The sequence below is a fragment of the Cellulomonas fimi genome, assembly GCF_028583725.1.
GTDB lineage: Bacteria > Actinomycetota > Actinomycetes > Actinomycetales > Cellulomonadaceae > Cellulomonas > Cellulomonas fimi_B.
Genome location: NZ_CP110680.1, coordinates 2137186 through 2158897, shown reverse-complemented (window position 1 = coordinate 2158897; position 21712 = coordinate 2137186). Strand labels below are relative to the sequence as shown.

Sequence of the window (21712 nt, the reverse complement as noted above, 5' to 3'; positions counted from 1 at the left end):
CCCGCCTCACGGGACGGGTCTTAAAGGACGCTGTCGGCCGATCCTAACCCTGAGGTCGGGGCGGGGTGGGGTGGTGTCTCACGCGCGCGGCGGGCGCGTGACGCGCGTCATAGGCGGGGTGCGACGGCGCGGGCGAGGACCTCGACGAGCAGCGGCCGGACGACGTCGGGCGGGAGCGCCTCGAGGGTGGCCATGACGCCGGCGAGGTCCGGCGGGAGGCCGTCGGTGAGGACGCGCTGCGCGAGGGCGGGGTCGGGGGTGGCGGGGGCGCGTCCGCGGACGGCGGTGGCGGCGTCGTCGAGGGCGGCGGCGAGGTCGTCGGCGACGTGCTGGGTCACGGGGGTGATCGTGAGGTGCGCGGTGCGGGGCAGGACGGTGCCGTCGGGCTGGGTGAGGGCGGGCTGGGCCTGGGCGAGCCAGCCGCGGTGGCGCAGGGCGTCGACGAGGTGGAACGGGTCGACGCGGTCGGCGGCGGGCGCGGTGTCGTCGGTGGCGAGCGCGAGCAGCGGGCCGGTGGGGCGGCCGACGACGCGCAGCCCGCGCGTGGCGGTGGCGGCGTCGTGCAGGTGTGCGGTGGCGTCCCGGGTGCGCGCGACGAGCGTGGCGATGCCGTCGTGGCCGAGGGTCTCGAGGACGGCCCAGGCGGCGGCGAGCCCGCCGGCGGAGCGGGACCCGAGGACGGTGGGGTTGACGACGGGGTACCCGGGCCACGCGGTGGTCGCGAAGTGCTGCGCGCGGTGGCGTGCGGGGTCGCGGTAGAGGACGACGGAGGCGCCCTTGGGGGCGAAGCCGTACTTGTGGAGGTCGGCGGAGATCGAGGTGACGCCGTCGACGGCGAGGTCCCACGCGGGGACGTCGTGGCCCCACCAGGGCAGCACCCAGCCGCCGATGCAGGCGTCGACGTGGCACGCGACGCCGCGGGCGGCGGCTCCGGCGGCGACCTCGGCGACCGGGTCGACGACGCCGAAGGGGTAGCTGGGGGCGCTGACGACGACGAGGGCGGTGCGCTCGTCGAGGGCGGCGAGGACGGCGGCGGCGTCGGGGGTGCCGCGGTCGGGGTCGACGGGCACGGCGACCACGTCGAGGTCGAGGTAGGCGGCGGCCTTGTGGAACGCGGGGTGGGCGGTCGTGGGCAGCACGAGGGTGGGGCGGGCGTGCGCGCGGGACGGGTCGGCGGCGCGCCAGGTGTCGCGCGCGGACTTCACGGCGAGCAGGCAGGACTCGGTGCCGCCGGTGGTGACCGAGCCGACGGTGTCCGGGCCGCCGTGCAGGACGTCGCGCGCGCGGGCGACCAGGCGGCTCTCGAGGGCGGCGACGGACGTGAAGGTCGTGGGGTCGAGGCCGTTGACCGGGAGGAAGAGCGTGACGGCGCGCGCGGCGACGTCGTCGAGGTCGGCGCGGCCGGAGTCGTAGACGTACGACAGGACGCGCCCGCCGTGCGTGGGCGGGTCGGCGCGGCGGAGGTCGGCGAGGTCGGCGAGGACGTCGTCGCCCGGGCGGGCGGCCCAGGGCGCGCTCACGCGACGGCCCCGCTGGTCGGGGCGTCGACGTCGGCCTCGGTGAGCCGGTACCTGCCGAGGGTGACGACGCTCGCGGCGGTGAGGGCGGCGGGCAGCAGGCTGAACGCGAGCGCGATGCCGGTCACCGCGGCCGCGGGCTGGTCGACGAGCGCACCGCCCTCGCGGGACACGAACCCGGTGAGCGCGAGCACGGCCAGCACGAGCGTGGGCCCGAGCGCGAGGCCGGCCGTCTCGGCGGCCGTCCAGACGCCGCCGAGGACGCCCGCGCGGTCGGTGCCGCGCTCGCGGGCGTCGACCGCGGCGACGTCGGGCAGCATCGCGAGGGGGAACAGCTGCATGCCGGCGTAGGCGACGCCGGCGACGGCGACCAGGGCGTAGACCCACGGCCCGGGTGCCCACCGCATCGGCAGCAGCGCGAGGGTCGCGAGCACGAACAGCGCGGACGCGGCGGCGTACCCGCCGCGTTTGCCGAGCCGCCGCGCGACGCGGGTCGCGAACGGCATGACGAGCAGCGCCGGGGCGACGAGCGCGGCGAACAGGACGGTGACGGCGCCCTCGGACCCGAGGACGTAGGTCGCGACGTACGGCGCGCACGCGAGCATGGCCCCGGTGGCGAGCGCCTGGAGCACGAACGTCGCGAGCAGCCACCGGAAGGCGGGCACCTCCCGCAGGGCACCGAGCCCGAGGCGGAGGGCGTCGCCGCGGACGCGGGGCCGCGGGGCGACGGGGAGGCCGCCGTCGGGTGCGGCGACGGCGGCGCGGCGGGGTGCGCCCCACCACGCGCCGAGCATGCCGAGCCCGAGCACGGCGCCGCACACGACGCCCATGACGAGGTAGCCGGTGCGCCCGCCGCCCGCGGCGTCGCGGACCAGCGGGCCGCCCGCGCCGAAGGCGAGGATCGCGACGGCGAGCACCGCGATCCGGGGGGCGAGGAGGCGCGTGCGCTCGGCCGAGGTGGACGCGATCTCGGCCGGCAGCGCGATGTACGGGACCTGGAACAGGCTGAACGCCGTCGCCGCTGCGACGAACCACACCACGACCCACGCCGCCGCCGGGACGCCCGCGAGCGCCGCGGGTGCGGCGAACACGGCCGCGAACAGCGGCGGCAGGGTCAGCGCGCCCGCGCACAGGTAGCGCCTCCGGCTGCCGTGCCGGGCGGCGGACGCGTCGGAGCGGGCGCCGACGAACGGGTCGATCACGACGTCCCACAGCTTCGGGACGGTGACGACGAGGGACGCGAGCCCGGCCGCGACGCCGAGCGTGTCGGTCAGGTAGTAGGCCAGCACGAGACCGGGCAGGGTGCCGAACCCGCCGGTGCCGACGGAGCCCGCGGCGTAGCCCACCACGGTGCGCCGCGGCACGTGCGCGGCGGGTGACGTCGTCGTCATGGGCGCCGATGATGCCAGGGCACGGGGCGGGTGGGGCGGCGGCGCGCGACGCTCAGACGGGGCGGAGGGCGAGCTCGACGTCGTCGGTGCCGTCGAGGCGCACGGGGACGGCCGTGACGGAGACGAGGTCACCGGGGCCGAACGCACGCGCGTCGGCGTCGGCTCCCGCGCGGGCACGGACGACGAACCGGCGGCGCGGGTCGGGACCGGTCGTCGTGGGGACGTCGACGTCGAGCGCCGTCCCGGCCGGCGGGACGTCCACGTCGCGCAGCAGCCGCTCGCCGACGCGTTCGGCTCGGGCGTCGGCGCGTGTCACGTCCTCGACCGTGACGAGCACCGAGGGGATCGACGTCGCCTGGCCGGTGCCGGGCAGCGTGACGCGGACCCGCACGCGCGCTCCCCCGTCGCGCGCGGTCGCCGGTCCGCCGTCGCCCGCCGTCACCGGCCCACCGTAGCGCTGTGACGTATCTCACAGCGCTTCGCCCGGCTCCTGGTCCGCAGAGGCGCGGGCCGCCCGGGCCCGTGCGCCAGGGGAAGGCACCGACCATGGCCACGAAGAGCAGCTCCGGATCGGGAGGCGGCGGCCGCCGTCGCAGCGAGCCCACCGCGGGTACGCCCGACCGCCCCGAGGAGCGGTCGTCGGTCGACACCGGCACGACCGTCATCAGCGGTGTCGGGTTCGCCGAGAAGGAGGTCACCTACGCGAAGGTCGGCGACCTCGCGATCTTCGAGGGGGACATCGTGCTCGGCCGGCACGCCGACCTCGACGCCGCCCGCGCCCGCGGCGACGACGTGTCGTTCGGCGTCGCCATCACCGGCAGCCGCTACCGCTGGCCGAACGCGACCGTGCCGTACGAGATCGACCCCGCACTGCCGGACCAGCACCGCGTCACCGACGCGATCGCGCACTGGGAGCAGCACACACCTCTCCGGTTCGTGGAGCGCACCGCCGCGAACGCGGGCACCTACCCGAACTACGTCCGCTTCCTCGACGGCGGCGGCTGCTGGTCGGCCGTCGGCATGGTCGGCGGGCGCCAGGACCTGTCGCTGGGCAGCGGCTGCACCACCGGCAACGCGATCCACGAGATCGGGCACGCGATCGGCCTGTGGCACGAGCAGAGCCGCGAGGACCGCGACAGCTTCGTCACCGTCGTGCTCGCGAACGTCGACCCCGGCTACGTGCACAACTTCGACCAGCACATCACCGACGGCGACGACATCGGCGACTACGACTACGGCTCGATCATGCACTACCCCGCCACGGCGTTCTCGACCAACGGGCAGCCCACGATCGTGCCCGTGCAGGCCGGCGTCGCGATCGGTCAGCGCCTGCGGCTGTCGGACGGCGACATCGCCGCCGCCCGCACCCTGTACCCGCCCGCACCGCAGCCGAACGTCAAGAAGCTCACCGACGACCCGGTCGGGTTCAAGAAGCCGCTCGACGACCAGTCGGGCTTCAAGAAGCTCCGGGACGACCACAAGCCGTTCGTCGACCCGCCCAAGCACCTGCTCGACCCCAAGCAGCTCCTCGACCCCAAGCACGTGTTCGACCCGCCCAAGCAGGTCGTCGACCCGCCCAAGCAGCTCACGGACCCGCCGAAGCAGCTCGTGGACCCGCCCAAGAACGCGTTCGACCCGCCCGGCGGCCTCGGCGGCGGCATCCCGCCGGTCGTGCCGCCGGGAGGCGGCCTGCCGTTCGCGCTCGCGACGCCCCACCACGCCGCGTCGGCCGCCGCGTACGAGCCGGCGGCACCGGCCGACCCGACGGCCGCGCTGCTCGCCGCGGCCGCGCAGGCCGCCGAGGTCGCGTCGCAGGCGCTCGCGCAGGTCGCGGCCGCGCTGCGGGCGCTCGGCGGCGGGCAGCCGGGTCCCGGCGCATGATCCTCGTCGAGTCGCACGAGGGCGACGACCACCTCGCCCCCGTCCGCACGGAGCTCGAGCGCCGCGGTCACGACGTCGTGGTGCTCGACTCCGGGCGCTACCCGCTCACCACCGGCGTGACCGTCGCGTACGACGACGGCGACGAGCCCGGGCTCGCGGTCACCGTCGACGGCAAGGAGCACGACCTCACCGGCTGCCGCGCCGCGTGGTGGCGTCGCCCGCTCCCCTACACGCTCGACCCGGTCGTGACCGACCCGGCCGCACAGGCCTTCGCGCTCACCGAGTGCGACGAGGGTCTGCGCGGCCTGCGCGCACTCCTGCCCGCCGTGTGGGTCAACGACCCCGACGCCGACACGCGCGCCTCCCACAAGGCGTACCAGCTGCGCGAGGCGCGACGTGCGGGGCTCGCGACGCCCCGCACGGTCATGACGAACGACCCCGACCGGGCGCGCGCGTTCGTCACCGCGCACGGCCCCGGGCGCACCGTCTACAAGTCGTTCCTCGCGCAGGCGTCCGCATGGCGGGAGACCCGGGTGCTGCGGCCGGCCGAGGTCGACCTCCTCGACGCGGTGCGGCACGCACCCGTGATCTTCCAGGAGTACGTGCCCGGCGACGTCGACCTGCGCGTCACCGTCGTCGGCGACACCGTGCACGCCGCCGCGATCCACTCGGCCCGCACGGCGTACGCGCTGGACTTCCGGCTCGAGCTCGACACCGTCCCGATGGAGCCGTACACGCTCCCCACGCCCGTGCAGGACGCGCTGCTGCGCCTGATGCGCCGGCTCGGTCTCGTCTACGGGGCGATCGACCTGCGCGTGCGACCCGACGGCGAGCACGTGTTCTTCGAGGTCAACCCGTCCGGCCAGTGGCTGTTCGTCGAGGAGCGCACCGGCCTGCCCCTCACCCGCACGTTCGTGGACGTCCTCGCCGGGCTGGACCGCGCACCCGACGGCTGCGTCACGTGCGAGCAGAACCGGACGTCCCCGCCGGGCGGCTGACGGCCCCGGCCGCCGGACCGTGTCACCCGGACGTGCGGCGGCCACCCGGGGCCGACGTCACCCGGATGCCCCTCATGACCCGTGACCTGGGCGCCGATGTCTAGGACGTGCTGGGTCCCGTACCGGTGTGGGTCACCGTGCTGCAGCTGCTCGTCGCCGGTCTCGTGGCGGGCTTCTGCGTGCTGCACTGGCTCTGGCGGCGCGGCGAAGCCCACCACCCGGGGGCCGCGTGGACGCTGCTGTGGTCCGCGGACGTCGCCCTCCTGCTCCTCGTCGGCGGTCTCTACCCGCTCGTGCCGGCGGGTCTGCCCCGCGACGCCGTCGAGGTCACCCACGGCGTCCTCGTCGCGGGCTTCCTGCTCATCGCGCTGCCCGCAGCACGCGCCATCGGGCACGGGACCCCGGTGCGCTGGTGGGTCGCCGTCGCGACCGTCCTGCTCGTCGCGCGCACGGTGTCCTGGTTCGTGCCCGGCGCGCACACCCCGCTCGTCGACGCGGGCGGTCTGCTGGGCACGATCCTGGTGGTCGTCGTCTACGTGCTCGTCGCGTTCGGCCGGACACCGATCGGGCGGCTCGGCACGCTGCTCGTGATCGCCGGTGTCGAGTCGGTCGCGCTCCTCCTGGCCAGCGTGCTGCTGCCCGAGCAGCCGGTGAGCGCGATCCTCGCCGCGCTGTGGGCGGTGCCGCTCGCCGTCGGCCTCGAGGTGCTCGCGCTGCGCCGGCTCGTCGGCGCGCAGGACACCGCCGCCCGGCAGCACCGCATGCGCGACGCCGTCGCCAGCCTGTCCAACGCCGCGTGGTTCGCCAAGGACCCCGAACGACTGCTCCTCACCGCACGCGACGCCGCGCGCGCCGTGCTCCGCGACGACACCATCGAGGGCTCGCTGCGCCCCATCGCGCGCGGCCGGTTCGTCGCGGAGCTCTACCCCGCCGAGGGCACCGACCTCGACCCGCACGCCCGCAGCTTCCTCGTCGACCTCGCGCAGATCGTCGCCGCCGCCGGGGAGCGTTACCACCTCAACGACCGGCTGCACGCGACCGCGTTCTCCGACCCGCTCACCGCGCTGCCCAACCGGCGCGCGGTCGAGCAGCACCTGACCGACGTCCTCGACCGCGCGAACGTCGAACGGACACGTGTCGCCGTCGTCTACTGCGACGTCGACGGCTTCAAGCGCGTCAACGACGAGCTCGGCCACGCGCGCGGCGACGCGCTGCTGGCCCGGGTCGCCGACCACCTGCGCACCGTGGTGACCGGGGAGGACGTGCTCGTGGGCCGCCTCGGCGGGGACGAGTTCGTCGCCGTCGTCGCCCGTGCGCCCGAGGACGCCGCGCTCGTCGCGCTCGCCCGCTCGCTGCGCGAGGGCTTCGAGGACCGCTCGCACGGCGGCCGCGCGACGCGCCTCACCGTCGGCGTCGCGACCTGGGTGCCCGGCGACGTCGTCGACCCCGACGCCCTCGTCCGGCACGCCGACACCGCGATGCTCGAGGCGAAGCGGTCACGCAGCGGGTTCCGCGTCTTCGACCGGGCCCTGCGCCGCCGCGTCGAGGCGGAGCGGCTGCAGCGCGTCGCGCTCGAGGAGGCCGTCGCGCTCGGTCAGTTCACCGCGCACTTCCAGCCCGTCGTCGACACCGCGACGCTCGAGGTGCTGCAGGTCGAGGCGCTGGCACGGTGGAACCACCACGGGCACCTCGTGCTGCCCGCGGACTGGCTCGACCTCGCCGAGGAGTCCGGGCTGATCGTGCCGATCGGGCTCGCGGTGCTGCGCGAGAGCCGGCGCGCGCTCGACCGCTTCCAGATGCCCGTGGCGGTCAACGTCGCCTCGCGCCAGCTCACCGAGCCCGACGCGCTCGAGCAGTTCGAGACCGCGTGGGGCGACTCCTACTGGGAGCACCTCACGCTCGAGATCACCGAGAGCGCGCTCGTGCAGACCACCCAGGCCGTGCCCGTGCTGTCCGAGCTGCGCGCACGCGGGGCGCGCGTCGCCGTCGACGACTTCGGCACCGGCTACAGCTCGATCTCCCGCCTCGGACGGCTGCCCGTCGACGTGCTCAAGGTCGACCGCTCGTTCATCCGCGAGATCGACACCGAGCGCGGACGCGGCGCCGTGCGCGCGATCCTCGCGCTCGCCGAGAACCACGGCCTCGACGTCGTCGCCGAGGGCGTCGAGACGGCCGCGCAGCTCACGACGCTCGTCGACCTCGGGGTGCGGCGCGTGCAGGGCAACTTCCTCGGCCGCGCGACGCCGTCGCTGCCCGTGCGCGGGCCGCGCCCCGTGACCGAGGCGATCCCCGTCGTGCCGCCCGCGCGGACGCTCCGCAGCGTGCCGACGGCCCGCGTCGGTCGGTAGACGCGGGCCGTCGGGACAGGCTGTCGGGAGGGGCGGCTCAGGCGAGCAGCGTCGGCTTCAGGTCGACGATGCGGCCGAGCAGGCCGTTGACGAACGACGGCGAGTCGTCCGTGGACAACGACCGGGCGAGCTCCACGGCCTCGTCCACCGCGACCGCGTCGGGCACGTCGTCGTTGTAGAGCACCTCCCACGTGCCGAGCCGCAGCAGCGCACGGTCGACCGCGGGCATCCGGTCGATCGTCCAGCCGTGCGCGTGCGTCGCGAGCAGCTCGTCGATCCGCTCGCGGTGGGCGACGACCCCCTCGACGAGCTCGACCGCGTACTGCGGCAGCGCCGCCTCCGTGCCCGGCTCGGCGATGCGCTGCGCGAGCAGCGTCACCGGGTCGAGCCCGCGCTGGTCGGCCTCGAAGAGGACGTCGAGGGCCCGCTTGCGGGCCTTGGTGCGTGCTCCCACGTCAGTCGTTCACGCGGCCCAGGTAGCTGCCGTCGCGGGTGTCGACCTTGACCTTGGTGTTCGCCTCGAGGAACAGCGGCACCTGGATCTCGTAGCCCGTCTCGAGCGTCGCGGGCTTCGTGCCCGCCGACGAGCGGTCGCCCTGCAGGCCCGGCTCGGTGTACGTGACCTCGAGGACGACGGACGGCGGGAGCTCGACGTACAGCGGGACGCCCTCGTTGGTCGCGACGAGCGCGCTCTGGTTCTCCAGCATGAAGTTCGCGGCGTCACCCACGGTCGCGGCCGGCACGTGCAGCTGGTCGTACGTGTCCGTGTCCATGAACACGAAGTCGTCGCCGTCCTTGTACAGGTACTGGTAGTCGCGCTTGTCGACGTTCGCCGTCTCGACCTTGATGCCGGCGTTGAACGTCTTGTCGACGACCTTGCCCGAGAGGACGTTCTTCAGCTTGGTGCGGACGAACGCGCCGCCCTTGCCGGGCTTGACGTGCTGGAACTCGACGACGGTCCACAGCTGCCCGTCGATCCGCAGCACGGTGCCGTTCTTGAGGTCGTTCGTGGTCGCCACAGTCGTCGCTTCCTGTCGTGGGTTCGGGAGGATTCGCGGTGCCGCCGGGACGCGCACGCCGGCCGGCGCGAGATGCGCCTGGGCTGTCGCGTGGCCCCGGGCAGGCCGCAGACCGCCGACCATCCTACCGTGCGCGCACGTCCCGGCCCGTCGCGGCACCGGTGCGCGCGGCGGGCCCGATCAGAGCGTGAGGAGCCACGCGGCGCCGAACCCGACCGCCGCCGACCACAGCAGCGAGGCGAGCGTGCCGATGACGAACCGCTCCGACGCCCCCGGGTTCTCGCGCAGCTCGGGGTAGCGACCCAGGCCCTTGACCGCGACGACGACGGCGATCCCGCCGGCCTCGCCCACGAGGAAGCACCCGGTGACCGCGAGCCGTTCGAGGATCCCGACCCACGTCCCGCCGCGCAGCACGGCCTGCGCGCCCTCGCCCTGGGGGCCGTCGGACACCGCGAGCGGCGACGGGTGGGGCCCGGTCGAGGCGGCCTGGGCCTCGGCGGTCTGCGGCGCGGCGCTGGCGGGGCCGCCCGCCGCACCGGCGGGGGCGCCCGCCGTGGCCGGCGCGGTCTCGGCGGACAGCACGTGCGCGCCCGCGTGCCCCGGCCGGCCGGCGTCGCGCGAGCGCGACGCGAGCCGCAGCACGAGCGAGACGACCGGCCACCCGCCCGCGGCGGACAGCGCGAGCGCGGCGACGACGACGACCGCGACGAGCGGTGCGGGCATGGGACCTCCGAGGACGTCAGGGACGAGCCGGACGATCCTCCCCCACTCCCTGCGCCCAGGCCAGCAGCCGCGCGGCGGCGGGGCGGGCGGCGCGCTCCTCGGCCCACAGCGCGGCGCGCAGCCGCTGGCTGACCGCCTGCTGCGAGACGCCGAGACGCTCGGCGAGGTCCTCCTGCCGGGGCGCCTCGACGCTCATCGCGTCGGCGACGACCCAGCCCGCCTCCGACCGGCGGGCGGCGACGGCCGCGACGAGGACGAGGACCGCCTCGGCGTCGCGGCCAGCCCCGTCGTCGCGGCCGCGGACCGCGAGCGGGACGGTGCGGCTGCGGCTCTTCGCGGCCTCGACCGCGGTGCGGGCGAGCACGAACGCGGACCCGCTGCCCGCGCGTGGCGAGTCCGGCAGGGGCTCGTCGACGGGACCGGCGCCGATGCCGACCGTCCAGCCGCCGAGCCGGAGCACGTGCAGCGCGACGTCGACCGCGGCGTCCGCGTCCTCGTAGACGCCCTGCACCTCGTCGCCGACGGTGCGCTCGAAGCCGCGCAGCGGCGTGCTGCCCGCGCGCGCGTGGTGCGAGGCGAGGTCGGCGAGGAGCTGCTCGACACGGTCGCCGTGGCGACGGCTCCCCCGCTGGTCGATCGTGAGGACGAACATGCGACAAGTCTGCACGCTTGTTGCTGCCACTACAAGGCGGGGAACTTGTCGCCACCCGGGCGGGTCAGACCCGCAGCGCGACCGCGGTCAGCGCCAGCCGGTACGAGTCGAACCCGAACCCGGCGACCGTCCCCGTCGACACGGCTCCGACGACCGACGTGTGCCGGAACGCCTCACGCGCGTACGGGTTGGTGATGTGCACCTCGACCAGGACCAGGCCCGCCGACGTCACCTGCGCCGCCGCGTCGCGCAGCGCGTACGAGTAGTGCGTGAACGCAGCCGGGTTGAGGACGACGTGCGCGCGCGTGTCCACGGCCTCGTGCAGCCAGCCGACCAGCTGCGACTCGTCGTCGGTCTGCCGCACGTCGGCGTCGATGCCGAGGTCCACGCACCACTTCTCGACGGACGCCGCGAGGTCGTCGAGCGACGCCGAGCCGTACACGTCCGGCTCCCGCGAGCCCAGCCGAGCGAGGTTGGGACCGTTGAGCACCAGCGCGCGCGTCATCGCCCCAGCCTAGGCGACACGCCGGTGCGCGACGCGCCGTGCACCAGCCCGCGGACGCGTCACAGCGACACCGCGCGCGACGGCGCCGCGGCGCCCTCGCTGACCTCGGCGTACGCGGCGGCGAGCAGCGTCGGGTCGGGTCCCTCCAGCCGCGTCGGGCGTCCGACGTCCTCCAGGACGACGAACCGCAGCACATCCCCGCGCGTCTTCTTGTCCCGGCGCATCGCGGCCAGCAGCCGCTCCCAGCGGTCCCCGCGGTACGCGACCGGCAGCCCCAGCGACGTGAGCACCGACCGGTGCCGCTCGACCACCTCGTCCGAGAGCCGGCCCGCGAGCCGGGCGAGCTCCGCCGCGAACACCATGCCGACCGACACCGCGGCACCGTGCCGCCACTGGAAGCGCTCGACCTGCTCCACCGCGTGCCCGAACGTGTGCCCGTAGTTGAGGATCTCGCGCAGGTCCGACTCCTTGAGGTCCTCGCCCACGACGCGCGCCTTCACCGCGACCGCGCGCTCGACCAGCTCCGCGAGCACGGGCGACGACGCCGCCGCGACCGGGTCGCGCAGCAGGTCGACGTTCTGCTCGACGAGCTCGAGGATCCGCGGGTCCGCGATGAAGCCGCACTTGACGACCTCGGCGAGGCCCGCGACGAAGTCGTGCGGCGGGAGCGACTCGAGCGCCGCGAGGTCGCACAGCACGCCCGCCGGCGGGTGGAACGCCCCGACGAGGTTCTTGCCCTCGGCGGTGTTGATGCCCGTCTTCCCGCCGACGGCCGCGTCGACCATCGCGAGCAGCGTCGTCGGGACCTGGACGACCGTGATGCCGCGCAGCCACGTCGCCGCGACGAAACCGCCGAGGTCCGTCGTCGCGCCGCCGCCGAGGGCGACCACCGCGTCCGAGCGCGTGAAGTCCGCCTGGCCCAGGACGCCCCAGAGGAACGCCGCGACCTGTGCCGTCTTCGCGGCCTCCGCGTCCGGCACCTCGGCCGCGAACGCCTCGTACCCGTGCGCCAGCAGGTCCTCGCGGACCGCCTCGGCCGACGTCGCGAGCGCCGCCGGGTGCACGACGAGCACGCGGCGCACGCCCTCACCCAGGAGCCCCGACAGCTCGCCCAGCAGGTGCCGCCCGATCACCACGTCGTAGGGCTGCTCCCCCGCCACCCGGACCGTCGTGCTCATCGCTCCTCCTCCGTGACAGCGGCGGGGCCGTCGCCCACCCGCAGGGCCGTCAGGCCGTCCTCCACCGCGACCGCGACGTCCGCCGGCCGCAGGCCGTCGGTCAGCACGCGCAGCGTCGCGACCTCCTCGTACACCGGCCGCCGCTCCTCCATGAGCGCCTGCCAGCGCGCCCGCGGGTTGCCGAGCAGCAGCGGCCGCGACTGGTTGAACCCGACCCTCGGCGCCGCGTGCGCGAGCGTCACGTCGAGGAACACGACCGCACCGCCCCGCGCCCGGTACGCCGCCAGTGCCGCCCGGGTGTCGGCGTGCAGCACGGCACCGCCGCCGAGCGCCAGCACCCCGTCGTGGTCGCCGAGGGCCGCGGCCACCGCGTCCCGCTCCAGCGCGCGGAAGTGCGGCTCGCCGTCGTCGACGAAGATCTCGGCGATCGGCTTGCCCGCCGTCCGCTCGACGTCCGCGTCCGTGTCCCGCACCGCCAGCTGCCACCGCTCGCCGAGCGCGTGCGCGACGGTGGACTTGCCCGAGCCGGGCGGACCGACGAGGACGACGCGCGGGCCCGCGCCCGCCGCCTGCGTCACGAGAGCAGCGACGGGATCGAGGCGACGTAGGCGTCGAGGTTGCGCCGCACCTCCGCCACGGAGTCGCCACCCGTCTTCTCCAGCAGCGCGTCCGCGACGACGAGCGCGACCATCGCCTCGGCCACCACGGCCGCCGGCGGAACCGCGCACACGTCGGAGCGCTGGTGCTGCGCCTTCGCGGCCTCGCCCGTCGCGGTGTCGACCGTGGCGAGCGCGCGCGGCACGGTCGAGATCGGCTTCATGGCGGCCCGGACCCGCAGGATCTCCCCGTTCGTCATGCCGCCCTCGACGCCGCCCGCGCGGTTCGTGCGCCGCACGATCCGCCCCGACGCGTCGCGCTCGATCTCGTCGTGCGCCGCGGACCCCCGGCGGGCGGCCGTGCGGAAGCCGTCGCCGACCTCCACGCCCTTGATGGCCTGGATGCCCATGAGCGCGCCCGCGAGGCGCGCGTCGAGACGCCGGTCCGCGTGCACGTAGGAGCCGAGCCCCGACGGCAGGCCGTAGACGAGCACCTCGACGACGCCGCCGAGCGTGTCGCCGTCCTTGTGGCACTGGTCGATCTCGGCGACCATCGCGGCCGACGTCGAGGCGTCGAAGCAGCGCACCGGGTCGGCGTCGAGCGCCGCGACGTCGTCGGGCGTGGGGAGCGCCGCGTCCTCGGGCGTCGCGACCGGCCCGATGCCCACGACGTGCGAGACCAGCCGCACGCCGGCGGCCTGGTCGAGCAGCCGGGCCGCGACCGTCCCCAGCGCGACGCGCGTCGCCGTCTCGCGGGCGCTCGCGCGCTCGAGCACGGGACGCGCGTCGTCGAAGCCGTACTTGCGCATCCCGACGAGGTCCGCGTGGCCGGGGCGCGGGCGCGTGAGCGGCGCGTTGCGGGCGCGGTTCAGCACCTCGGGGTCGTCGACCGGGTCCGACGACATCACGTCGACCCACTTGGGCCACTCGGTGTTGCCGATCTCGATCGCCACCGGCCCGCCCTGGGTGCGCCCGTGGCGCACGCCGCCCAGCAGCCGCACCTCGTCCTGCTCGAACTTCATCCGGGCGCCGCGCCCGTACCCGAGCCGACGGCGCGCGAGCGCCTCCTGGATGTCGGACGAGCGCACCTCGACGTCCGCCGGGACTCCCTCGAGGATCCCGACGAGCGCCGGGCCGTGGGACTCACCGGACGTCAACCAACGCAGCATGGGCGGCATCCTCTCACTCGGGGGGCACGGCGAAGGGCCAGGTCCGCCGAGTGGGCAGGACCTGGCCCTTCGCGGGTCGGGTCAGCGACCGGGGATCGGGACCACCGGGTTCTTGCCGGGGATCGCACCCGGCAGGGTCGGGGCCGGAGCCGCCGGGTCGACCGGCGCGGGCGTCGCGAACAGGTCGGGCAGCACGTACGTGTAGCCCGTGACGATCAGCTCCTGGTCGCCGACGTGCGTCGCCGGCTTCCCGCCGCTCGCGGCGGCCTCGTCCTGCGCGGTGCCCGTGAAGCCGGACACCAGGAAGAGCTGCGGCATCGTGCGCTGCAGGTCGTGCAGGAACGCGACCGTCCCGTCGTACGGGCCGAGGACGGTGACCGAGATCGGGATCGCGACCATGCCGTCGGGCACGGTGCTGACGACCGGCGCCGGGACACCGGTGCCGTCGGCGGTGGCCGTGCCGTCCGTCGCGGCGCCGTCCGTGGCCGTGCCGTCGGTGGCCGTGCCGTCCGTCGCGGGCGGCGCGGCCGGGGCGACCGCCTCGGCGGGCACGACCGCCTGCGGGGCCGACGGCGTGAGGGCCGTGACGACCACGCCGTGCGCCGTCGCGATCTGGTCCAGCTGGCGCATCCAGTCGGCCAGGCGGGCGTCGGTGGGCACCTGCACGCGCAGCTGCTCGAGCTCCGCGCGGTACTCCGGGAGCTTCTCGAAGTCCGCCTTCAGCTTGACGACCTGCAACGACAGGATCTCGTTCTGCGCGCGCGTGTCCTCGGCCGCGGCCCGGACCTCCGCGGCCGCGGCGAACGTCGGGGAGATCAGCAGGAACCACGCGGCCGCCGCGAGGACCACGCCGACGAAGACCGTGCCACCGATCCAGGTGCTCTTCTTCGCGCCGCCCATGTCAGCCCTCCTCGCCGAACGTGTCGAACTTGTGCGAGAGCGCCGTGTCGAGCACCTGCACCGTGCCGGCGACCGTGAAGTACGCGCCGCCCTCGTCCTCGGTGACCGTCGCCGACGAGACCCAGCTGTCGGCGAAGCCCGGCACCGAGTTCAGCGCGTCGACCCACGCGGCCGTGTCGGGCATCTGGGCGCTGCGCACCGTGAACTGGATCTGCCCCACGCCCGCCGTCTGCAGCGGGTCGCTCGCGGGGGCGGCCGCCGTCATGGGCGTCGCGAACGTGAGCATGAGCGAGTCGATGCTGACGTTGGGCGGCAGGACCGCCGCGACCGCGTCGACGTAGGGCTTCCACTCGACGTCCGTGCTCATGCCGAACGTGATGCCCTGCTCGGTGCGCTCGAGCGCCCCGAGCACCTGCGGGACCTCGGCGTACTTCGCCTGCTCGTTCTGCAGGCGCAGCGTCTCGTCCTGCGCCTCGACGAGCTCGCCCGCCGCGGACGCGGCGGACAGCAGCGACATGCCGTAGACGCCGACGCACGCCACGACGACGAGCACCAGGCTGATCCCGAGCCACCGCTTGGTGGTGCGCAGCCCGCGGGCGACGCGGACCTCGGGCGGCAGCAGGTTGACCTGCGGGAGCGTTGCGCCGAGGGTGGTGCCACCGCTCTTGGTGGCACGGGGCTTGACGAGGAGCGTGCTCATGCGGCGACTCCGTACGCGAGACCGACGGGGAGGGCGACGACGCTCTCGTGCCCGTTCAGCGCCTCGCGCTGCACGGTCTTCGCGGACCGCAGCCCGGCGAGCGGGTCACCGAGGGTGACGGGGAGCCGGCTGGCGCTCGACAGGTACTGGCCCAGGCCCGGCAGGTGCGAGCCGCCGCCGGTGAGGACGACGACGTCGATCGGCGCGCCGGCGTTGTTGCCGGCGTAGTAGACGAACGTGTTGCGGACCGACTCGACGAGCGCGCGGACGACCGCGCTGACCGCCTCGGACGCCGACGTCCGGTCGGGGCCGACCGCGAAGCCGATCCCGACCTCGCGCTTGATGGCCTCGGCCTCGGGCAGCGGGACGCCGAGGGCGCTCGCGACCGCGGCGGTGACGTTGTGGCCGCCGGACGGCAGCGAGCGGACGAGCCGCGGGGTCCCGTGCGACGAGATGACGACCGTGGTGATGGACGCGCCGATGTCGACGAACGCGGCCGTCGCGCCGGCGAGCTCGCCACGCGTGAGCGCCCGGACGAGCGCGAACGCGTTGAGGTCGACCATGCGGGGTCGCAGGCCCGCGCTCTCGACCGCCATGACGTTGGCGTTGACGGTGTCCCGCTGCGCGGCGACGAGCATGCCCTGGACGCTGCGCCCCTGCGGGCCGTCGAACTCGGCCGTCGGGTAGTAGTCGAGGAGCGCGTCGTCGGTCGACATCGGCAGCGAGTCGCCCACCTGGTAGGGCAGCGACGCCTTCAGCTGCGCGAGGGGCATCCACGGCAGGTCGAGCTCGCGGACGATGACGCGCTGGTTGCCGACGCCGATGACGACGTCCTTGGACTCGAACTTCGCCTGCGCCCAGAGCTGGCGGAGCGCGGACGCGACCGTCTCGGGCTGCACGACCTCGCCGTCCCGCACGGCCCCGATGGGCAGCGGGACCTGGCCGAGGCGCACGAGCGTCGGAGGTGTCTTGCCCGTCGGGCCGCCGCTGCCGAACTCGAGCTCGGCGGCCCGGACGCTCGAGGAGCCGATGTCCAGCCCGATGACACGTGTGGTTGCCACGAGTGTCCTTCCCAGTGGTGAGGAGTCACCCGTCTCATCGGGCGATCCGCGCACGGACTTGAGCGAACAGGACGGACGCGTCGAAGCCGGTGCGGTGTGGTCAGAGGGCGCCGAGGTAGGCGCCCCACACGGCCTCGCCGGCGACGATGCCGACGAGCGTGCCGAGCAGCAGCCACGGGCCGAACGGGATGCTCGACTTGCGGCCCGCGCGCCGCACGACGATCAGCGCCAGGCCGAAGACGCCGCCGAGCACGAACGCCGCGAACCAGCCGATCAGCAGCGCGCCCCAGCCGACCCAGCCGAGGTACAGGCCCATGACACCGGCGAGCTTGACGTCGCCCCACCCCATGCCGCGCGGGTACGCCAGGACCATGAGCAGGTAGGCCACGAACATCGCGGCGCCGCCGACGGCGGCGCGCAGCAGCGCGGCCCAGTCGGCCTCGCCGCCGGGGTTCGCCGACGCGAGCGCGAGCAGCGCGAGGGACACCGGGTAGGCGGGCTTCACGATCGCGTCCGGCAGGCGCCGGGTGTCGATGTCGATGAGCGCGAGCGCGACGGAGATCGCGAGCAGGTACAGCAGCGCCGGCAGGAACCACGACGGCCCGGTCCACCACGCCGCGAGGGCGAACAGCACGCCCGTGCCCGCCTCGACGAGCGGGTACCGGACCGCGATCGGCTCGCCGCAGTCGCGGCACCGGCCCCGCAGGACGAGCCACGACACGACGGGCACGTTGTCGTACGGGCGGATCGCCCGGCCGCAGCGCGGGCACGCGCTGGGCGGGTGCACGACGGACTCGCCGCGCGGGACGCGCCAGATGACGACGTTGAGGAACGAGCCGACGGCCAGCCCGACGAGCAGCGCGCCGACGACGAGGAGCGGCGTCACGGCGAGGCGACCTCGCGCTTGTAGACGACGTCGACCCGGAAGCCCGAGGAGGCCGTCGGGTTGGTGCTCGGGAACTCGACGCCCGGGATGCCGATGGGCACGTACCGCATGGTCATCGAGTTCCGCAGCACCACGTTGCCACCGTACAGCTGCCCGTAGAACGTCATGGTGTTGTTCGTCTCGAGCGTGCACGGCGTGTAGCCGAAGAACGTGATCGGTGCGACAGCGAGGCTCCCCGAGTCGAACTTGATGTTCTTCGACGTGTTGCCGGAGACCGTCTTGCCGCACTCGGCGATGCCGTTCGGCGTCGTGTCGGGGTCGGGCACGATGATCCACGCCTGGTGCTGCGCACCGTCCGCCGACGTGATCTGGAAGTTGCCCGTCGCGTAGAAGTCGTTCGCGAAGATCACCATGTCGGCGCGCAGCTTGATGTTGAGGTTGCCCTGGAACATCGTCTGGGTGCAGAACCGGGTGTCGAACACGGTCGGCACGGTCGGGCCGAGGAGCGGGCCGTTGAGGCCGTAGCTCTCCCCCGCGAGCGTGCACTTGTTGCCGGCGGGCTTGTAGGCCTCCGACCACGTCGGCGCGTTGTTCGCGACGGCGTTCTGCGTGACCCAGTCCTTGTACGCCTGCGCGCGGTTGCCGGTGTTGGCGAACCCGGTCCAGTCGGCCGGCCGGTAGTTGACCTCGGGCAGGCCGACCTTCACGTACTGCGGCACGCCGCCCGCGCCGACGCCCGTCCGGGTCGAGCCGGCGACGCTCGGGCCCGCGCCCCACGAGGTCAGGGCGCCGGCGACGACCAGGTCGCGACCGTACTTCGAGCCGCCCGCGAGGGTCGCGTCCGCCGCGGCGAACGTGTCCTGGCCGACGGTCGTGAGTCCCGCGCTCTGCACCGTGTGGACCGTGAGCTTCTTCTTGCTCCACAGGTTCTGCGTGATGCGGCAGCCGCCGGAGATGTCGGTCGTGCCGTTGACGACGATGAGGTTGCCGTCGATCTTCACGTTCGAGTTGCAGTTGACGTTGCCGGTGTCGACCCAGATGTCGACGGCGGTGTCGGGCAGCGACGTCTCGAGGGTGAAGCCGTTGGTCGTCATGATCTGGTTCGCCGCGAAGATCGCGGCGCCGCGGCCCGGGACCGAGGTCGGCGTGAGGTTCACCTTGGACTGCACCGTGCGCTCGGTCGTGCGGCCCGCGGTCGTCGCGCTCGACGTCGACGTGATGACGGCCTGCGCCGCGTCCCCGGCGACGGCGCCGTTGGTGCAGGTCAGCGCGACGCCGTTCTTGTCGAAGTACTGCACGGTCGCGCGCACCGCGGTCGCGCTCGGCGCGGACCCGCTCGCGTGCGTGCCCGCCGCGGGCCAGGTGCACGGCGTGCCCTCCTCGAGCTCCGCGTACACCGCGTCGACCCCGCCCTCCGCGCTGTGCACCTCGCTGGTGCGCGCGCGGTCCTGGCCCGAGTCGTTGGTCACGGCGACCGCGTTCGCGACGACGACCGCCGCGAGCACGACCCCGACCAGGGCGACGCCGACGGCCGCGACGAGGGCGCTGCCCTCCTCGGGCTCCTGCGTGCCGATCCGGTGACGAAGGCGGGTGAGCATGCGGGCTCCTCGGGGGGCGTTCACGGGTTCGGGATCGCGGCGCAGCTGTCCGCGGGGTAGCCGTAGATGGTGTTGCGGCCGGTCAGCACGGACGTGAGCGCGACGGGCTTCGACTGCTCGCGCTGCTCCGGGTCCTTGACGCGGAGCGTGACGCGGATCGTCTGCGCCTGGCTCGACGCCTCGGCGTCGGAGGCCTCGACGAAGAACGGCGGCCACGTGCTCGAGTCGGCCGGCACGACGGCGCCGGTCGGCGTGACGATGTTCCGCGCGACGACGCGCCACGGCTCGACGCCGCCGGTGGACTGCCAGCTGGGCTTCCACGAGCGGTACTCGAGCACGCCGCGGTCCGACCCGGACGGGACCCGGACGCGCCACTGCACGCACTGGTACACGCCGTCGGTCTGGGTGTAGACGCGCAGCGAGTAGTACGTCGGGACGCCCGAGCCGGTCGGCGTCTCGAGCGCGGGGTCCGAGATCACGTTGCCCGACCGCACCTGACGGTCGATCTGCATGAGACCGAGCCGCGCGTCGTCGACGGTGCGGGTCCGCGCGAGGTTGTCCTTCGTCTGGAAGCTGATCGTCACGAGCACCGCGAAGGCGATCGTGAGCAGCCCGATGAAGAGGGACATCGCGACGATGAGCTCGATGAGCGTCCACCCGCGCTCACGCTCGTCCCGCGCCACGTCCAGACGGCGGCGCACCCACGCCGTCGCGTCACGCACTCGGGGCCGCCTTGAACGCGGCGCTCGCGCGCGTGCCGCCGAGCACGGTGGCGGCGGTGAACGCCGAGGCCACGCCGCCGTCGGTGACGGTCCACGTGACCGCCACGGTGATCGAGCCCGTGTCGGCGTCGATGGTGCAGCCCTCCCCCGAGCACGCGGTCGGGTCGGGGTTGGACGCGATCGACATGGCGGGCGTGACGGTGACGGTCGCGGTCGCGGTGACCGCTCCCCCGGGCCCGGACCAGGACGTCGCGGGCACGACGATCGTCTGCGACGTCAGCCGGTCGACGGTCAGGGTCGTGTAGCCGGTGCCGTTCCAGTAGACGAGGCCCGCGGTCCGGCTCGTGGTGGCTGCGGTGGTCCGCTGGGACAGCCCGCGCTCGACCCGGGCCGCGTCGCTGTACCCGGTGACGCGGACCAGCCCGTTCGGGGCGGCGCCGGCCGCCCAGGGACCCGTGCCGAACACCGCCGCGCCGACGGACCGGGTCGTCCCGGCGGCGATGCAGCCGGGACCGCTGAGGATCGTGCAGCCGGTGGTCGCCGTGCCGACCGCGGACGTGAACCGGGCCGCGGACGTCGTCGCGGTGCCGCCGCCGGCGACCGACGCGACACCGAAGGCGGTGCCGGCCACGGAGAGCCCGACCGAGCCGGACGACCCGCCCGACGTCGTCGACGCGCCGCACGGCTGGCCCGCGGGGACGCCGCCGGAGCACGACGCGACGGTCGACGCCTTCGCGACGCCGCTCGTGCCGGACGGTCCGCTGAGCGTGAGGACCGTGGCGCCGGAGCTGAGGGTGCCGCTCGACGACGACCCGAGCGACGACACGTCGGCCGGGTTGGGCGGCGCCGCACCGGTCGAGCCGACGTCGTTCGACGCCGCGTTGGTGATCTTCGACAGCCCGGAGGTCACGGCGGCCGCGGTGACGTCCGGGGTCGCGAGCGTCACGCCCGCGTGCAGGATCGACGCGTCGACCGTGCTGGCCTGCTGCGACGACACGCCGACGCCCGCCTGGCCCGCCGAGACGGTCGCGATCGAGTACGGGGAGCCGGGCAGCAGCGTCGCGCCGGCGGGCGCGGGCGTGACCGGCGCGGACGGGTCGGTGACCGGGGACGCCGGGCTGAGCGTCGTCGTCCAGCCGGTCGCGCCGGCGCTCGCCGACAGCAGCGCCTGGCACGCACCCAGGAACGGCTGGTTCCCGGCGTCGCCGCACCCGCCCGCGGGCGCGTACGCCTCGGACCGGACGACGACCGAGCCGGTGGTGTCGCGCTGGTTCACGACCCACGACGTGACGACCGTGAGCGAGACGACGCCGTCGGCCGTCGACGCGGAGCGCGAGACGTAGGCGCGCGAGGTGAACGTGACGCCCGGCAGCTGCGGGTCGGTCGTCACGACCTTGTTGGTCCCGCCGGGGCCCGACAGCGGCGCCTTGTCGGTGGCCTGCGAGCTCGACGTGACGAGGACGTCGTCCACGCCGGGGCTCGCGACGGGCCGCAGCCGGCCGCCGGACACGTTCGGGTCCCCGCCGGCCGCGGACAGGAAGCTGGTGTGCAGGCCGTTGCTCAGGACCAGCCACGGCAGGGCCCGCAGCTGCTCCATCGTCTGGTTGGCCACCGCGGTCGCCTGGGTGCGCTGGCGCGCGTGCGTCGTGGTGACGAGCGCCGAGGTCTGCACCGCGATGAGCGTGACCAGCACCCCCGTGATGACGACCATCGCGACCACGAGCTCGATGAGCGTGAACCCATCGTCCCCGCGAACGGCGTCGCCGCGCACGGCGCACCTCGTGGGGTCTGGCATGCCAACCTCCCGTAGGCTCTTGCCGGAGGCGGGCACGAGGTGGCGTGCCCGCGTTCCCCCACGCCCGACATCG

General features: G+C 74.8%; 21 protein-coding genes. 3 read left to right on the top strand and 18 right to left on the bottom strand.

The annotated features are described in order from the left end of the window. Nucleotides 1-107: 107 nt before the first annotated feature. From OOT42_RS09855 to OOT42_RS09845, 3 genes are read right to left on the bottom strand one after another with little or no spacing between them, the layout of a single operon-like run. Complete coding sequence (locus OOT42_RS09855; protein ID WP_273654678.1) at nucleotides 108-1520, bottom strand: pyridoxal phosphate-dependent decarboxylase family protein; 1413 nt, start codon at nucleotides 1518-1520, stop codon at nucleotides 108-110. Next, the gene (locus OOT42_RS09850) at nucleotides 1517-2908 is read right to left on the bottom strand and encodes an MFS transporter (RefSeq protein WP_273654677.1); all 1392 of its coding nucleotides are present in this window, start codon (nucleotides 2906-2908) and stop codon (nucleotides 1517-1519) included. Before OOT42_RS09850 ends, OOT42_RS09855 begins: the two co-directional genes overlap by 4 nt. Before the next feature lie 52 nt (nucleotides 2909-2960). Next, on the bottom strand, nucleotides 2961-3350 hold the full coding sequence (locus OOT42_RS09845) for a hypothetical protein (RefSeq protein WP_273654676.1): 390 nt from the start codon (nucleotides 3348-3350) through the stop codon (nucleotides 2961-2963). Between the two features lie 104 nt (nucleotides 3351-3454). Here OOT42_RS09845 and legP point away from each other — a divergent pair, with 104 nt between their 5' ends. The 3 genes from legP to OOT42_RS09830 all read left to right on the top strand — a co-directional run bounded on the left by legP (nucleotide 3455) and on the right by OOT42_RS09830 (nucleotide 8135). Then, complete coding sequence (legP, locus tag OOT42_RS09840) at nucleotides 3455-4789, top strand: Dot/Icm T4SS effector Zinc-dependent metalloprotease LegP (protein ID WP_273654675.1); 1335 nt, start codon at nucleotides 3455-3457, stop codon at nucleotides 4787-4789. Further along, a complete protein-coding gene (locus OOT42_RS09835; protein ID WP_273654674.1) occupies nucleotides 4786-5787 on the top strand; it encodes an MvdC/MvdD family ATP grasp protein in 1002 nt (333 codons plus the stop codon). The genes legP and OOT42_RS09835 overlap by 4 nt, the downstream gene beginning before the upstream one ends. 107 nt (nucleotides 5788-5894) lie before the next feature. Continuing rightward, complete coding sequence (locus OOT42_RS09830; protein ID WP_273654673.1) at nucleotides 5895-8135, top strand: putative bifunctional diguanylate cyclase/phosphodiesterase; 2241 nt, start codon at nucleotides 5895-5897, stop codon at nucleotides 8133-8135. A 37-nt stretch (nucleotides 8136-8172) separates the two neighbouring features. On the opposite strand, the gene nusB is transcribed toward OOT42_RS09830, so the two are convergent. From nusB to OOT42_RS09755, 15 genes are all read right to left on the bottom strand, one after another. Continuing rightward, nucleotides 8173-8589, bottom strand: a complete 417-nt coding sequence (nusB, locus tag OOT42_RS09825) for a transcription antitermination factor NusB (protein ID WP_273654671.1) — start codon at nucleotides 8587-8589, stop codon at nucleotides 8173-8175. Nucleotide 8590: 1 nt separating this feature from the next. Further along, a complete protein-coding gene (efp, locus tag OOT42_RS09820) occupies nucleotides 8591-9154 on the bottom strand; it encodes an elongation factor P (RefSeq protein WP_272726797.1) in 564 nt (187 codons plus the stop codon). A 180-nt stretch (nucleotides 9155-9334) separates the two neighbouring features. Further along, nucleotides 9335-9877 carry a hypothetical protein gene (locus OOT42_RS09815; protein WP_273654670.1) on the bottom strand — a complete coding sequence of 181 codons (543 nt, stop codon included), beginning with the start codon at nucleotides 9875-9877 and terminating at the stop codon, nucleotides 9335-9337. 16 nt (nucleotides 9878-9893) lie between these two features. Further along, the gene (locus tag OOT42_RS09810; RefSeq protein WP_273654669.1) at nucleotides 9894-10529 is read right to left on the bottom strand and encodes a hypothetical protein; all 636 of its coding nucleotides are present in this window, start codon (nucleotides 10527-10529) and stop codon (nucleotides 9894-9896) included. A 64-nt stretch (nucleotides 10530-10593) separates the two neighbouring features. Next, nucleotides 10594-11034 (bottom strand): type II 3-dehydroquinate dehydratase, encoded by a 441-nt coding sequence (locus OOT42_RS09805; RefSeq protein ID WP_273654668.1) that lies wholly within the window; start codon nucleotides 11032-11034, stop codon nucleotides 10594-10596. 59 nt (nucleotides 11035-11093) lie between these two features. Then, nucleotides 11094-12212 carry a 3-dehydroquinate synthase gene (gene aroB, locus OOT42_RS09800; RefSeq protein ID WP_273654667.1) on the bottom strand — a complete coding sequence of 373 codons (1119 nt, stop codon included), beginning with the start codon at nucleotides 12210-12212 and terminating at the stop codon, nucleotides 11094-11096. Beyond that, complete coding sequence (locus tag OOT42_RS09795; RefSeq protein ID WP_273654666.1) at nucleotides 12209-12790, bottom strand: shikimate kinase; 582 nt, start codon at nucleotides 12788-12790, stop codon at nucleotides 12209-12211. The genes aroB and OOT42_RS09795 overlap by 4 nt, the downstream gene beginning before the upstream one ends. After that, nucleotides 12787-13977 carry a chorismate synthase gene (gene aroC / locus OOT42_RS09790; RefSeq protein ID WP_273654665.1) on the bottom strand — a complete coding sequence of 397 codons (1191 nt, stop codon included), beginning with the start codon at nucleotides 13975-13977 and terminating at the stop codon, nucleotides 12787-12789. The genes OOT42_RS09795 and aroC overlap by 4 nt, the downstream gene beginning before the upstream one ends. Before the next feature lie 81 nt (nucleotides 13978-14058). Next, complete coding sequence (locus OOT42_RS09785) at nucleotides 14059-14877, bottom strand: hypothetical protein (protein ID WP_273654664.1); 819 nt, start codon at nucleotides 14875-14877, stop codon at nucleotides 14059-14061. A 1-nt stretch (nucleotide 14878) separates the two neighbouring features. Beyond that, on the bottom strand, nucleotides 14879-15577 hold the full coding sequence (locus tag OOT42_RS09780) for a fimbrial assembly protein (protein WP_273654663.1): 699 nt from the start codon (nucleotides 15575-15577) through the stop codon (nucleotides 14879-14881). Beyond that, nucleotides 15574-16638 carry a type IV pilus assembly protein PilM gene (gene pilM, locus OOT42_RS09775; protein ID WP_273654662.1) on the bottom strand — a complete coding sequence of 355 codons (1065 nt, stop codon included), beginning with the start codon at nucleotides 16636-16638 and terminating at the stop codon, nucleotides 15574-15576. The genes OOT42_RS09780 and pilM overlap by 4 nt, the downstream gene beginning before the upstream one ends. Nucleotides 16639-16738: 100 nt before the next feature. Next, nucleotides 16739-17524, bottom strand: coding sequence for a prepilin peptidase (locus OOT42_RS09770; RefSeq protein ID WP_273654661.1), 786 nt, complete (start codon nucleotides 17522-17524; stop codon nucleotides 16739-16741). Then, on the bottom strand, nucleotides 17521-19122 hold the full coding sequence (locus tag OOT42_RS09765; RefSeq protein ID WP_273654660.1) for a hypothetical protein: 1602 nt from the start codon (nucleotides 19120-19122) through the stop codon (nucleotides 17521-17523). Before OOT42_RS09765 ends, OOT42_RS09770 begins: the two co-directional genes overlap by 4 nt. Before the next feature lie 20 nt (nucleotides 19123-19142). Beyond that, the gene (locus OOT42_RS09760) at nucleotides 19143-19844 is read right to left on the bottom strand and encodes a type II secretion system protein (protein WP_273654659.1); all 702 of its coding nucleotides are present in this window, start codon (nucleotides 19842-19844) and stop codon (nucleotides 19143-19145) included. Further along, the gene (locus OOT42_RS09755) at nucleotides 19837-21615 is read right to left on the bottom strand and encodes a prepilin-type N-terminal cleavage/methylation domain-containing protein (protein ID WP_273654658.1); all 1779 of its coding nucleotides are present in this window, start codon (nucleotides 21613-21615) and stop codon (nucleotides 19837-19839) included. The genes OOT42_RS09760 and OOT42_RS09755 overlap by 8 nt, the downstream gene beginning before the upstream one ends. Nucleotides 21616-21712 lie beyond the last annotated feature (97 nt).

Bases quoted from the DNA above. Each gene is read 5' to 3' on its own strand.
- OOT42_RS09850 (WP_273654677.1), bottom strand. From the start codon at position 2,908: ATGACGACGACGTCACCCGCCGCGCACGTGCCGCGGCGCACCGTGGTG.
- legP (WP_273654675.1), top strand. From the start codon at position 3,455: ATGGCCACGAAGAGCAGCTCCGGATCGGGAGGCGGCGGCCGCCGTCGC.
- OOT42_RS09835 (WP_273654674.1), top strand. From the start codon at position 4,786: ATGATCCTCGTCGAGTCGCACGAGGGCGACGACCACCTCGCCCCCGTC.
- OOT42_RS09815 (WP_273654670.1), bottom strand. From the start codon at position 9,877: ATGCCCGCACCGCTCGTCGCGGTCGTCGTCGTCGCCGCGCTCGCGCTG.
- OOT42_RS09810 (WP_273654669.1), bottom strand. From the start codon at position 10,529: ATGTTCGTCCTCACGATCGACCAGCGGGGGAGCCGTCGCCACGGCGAC.
- OOT42_RS09805 (WP_273654668.1), bottom strand. From the start codon at position 11,034: ATGACGCGCGCGCTGGTGCTCAACGGTCCCAACCTCGCTCGGCTGGGC.
- aroB (WP_273654667.1), bottom strand. From the start codon at position 12,212: ATGAGCACGACGGTCCGGGTGGCGGGGGAGCAGCCCTACGACGTGGTG.
- aroC (WP_273654665.1), bottom strand. From the start codon at position 13,977: ATGCTGCGTTGGTTGACGTCCGGTGAGTCCCACGGCCCGGCGCTCGTC.
- OOT42_RS09785 (WP_273654664.1), bottom strand. From the start codon at position 14,877: ATGGGCGGCGCGAAGAAGAGCACCTGGATCGGTGGCACGGTCTTCGTC.
- OOT42_RS09780 (WP_273654663.1), bottom strand. From the start codon at position 15,577: ATGAGCACGCTCCTCGTCAAGCCCCGTGCCACCAAGAGCGGTGGCACC.
- OOT42_RS09765 (WP_273654660.1), bottom strand. From the start codon at position 19,122: ATGCTCACCCGCCTTCGTCACCGGATCGGCACGCAGGAGCCCGAGGAG.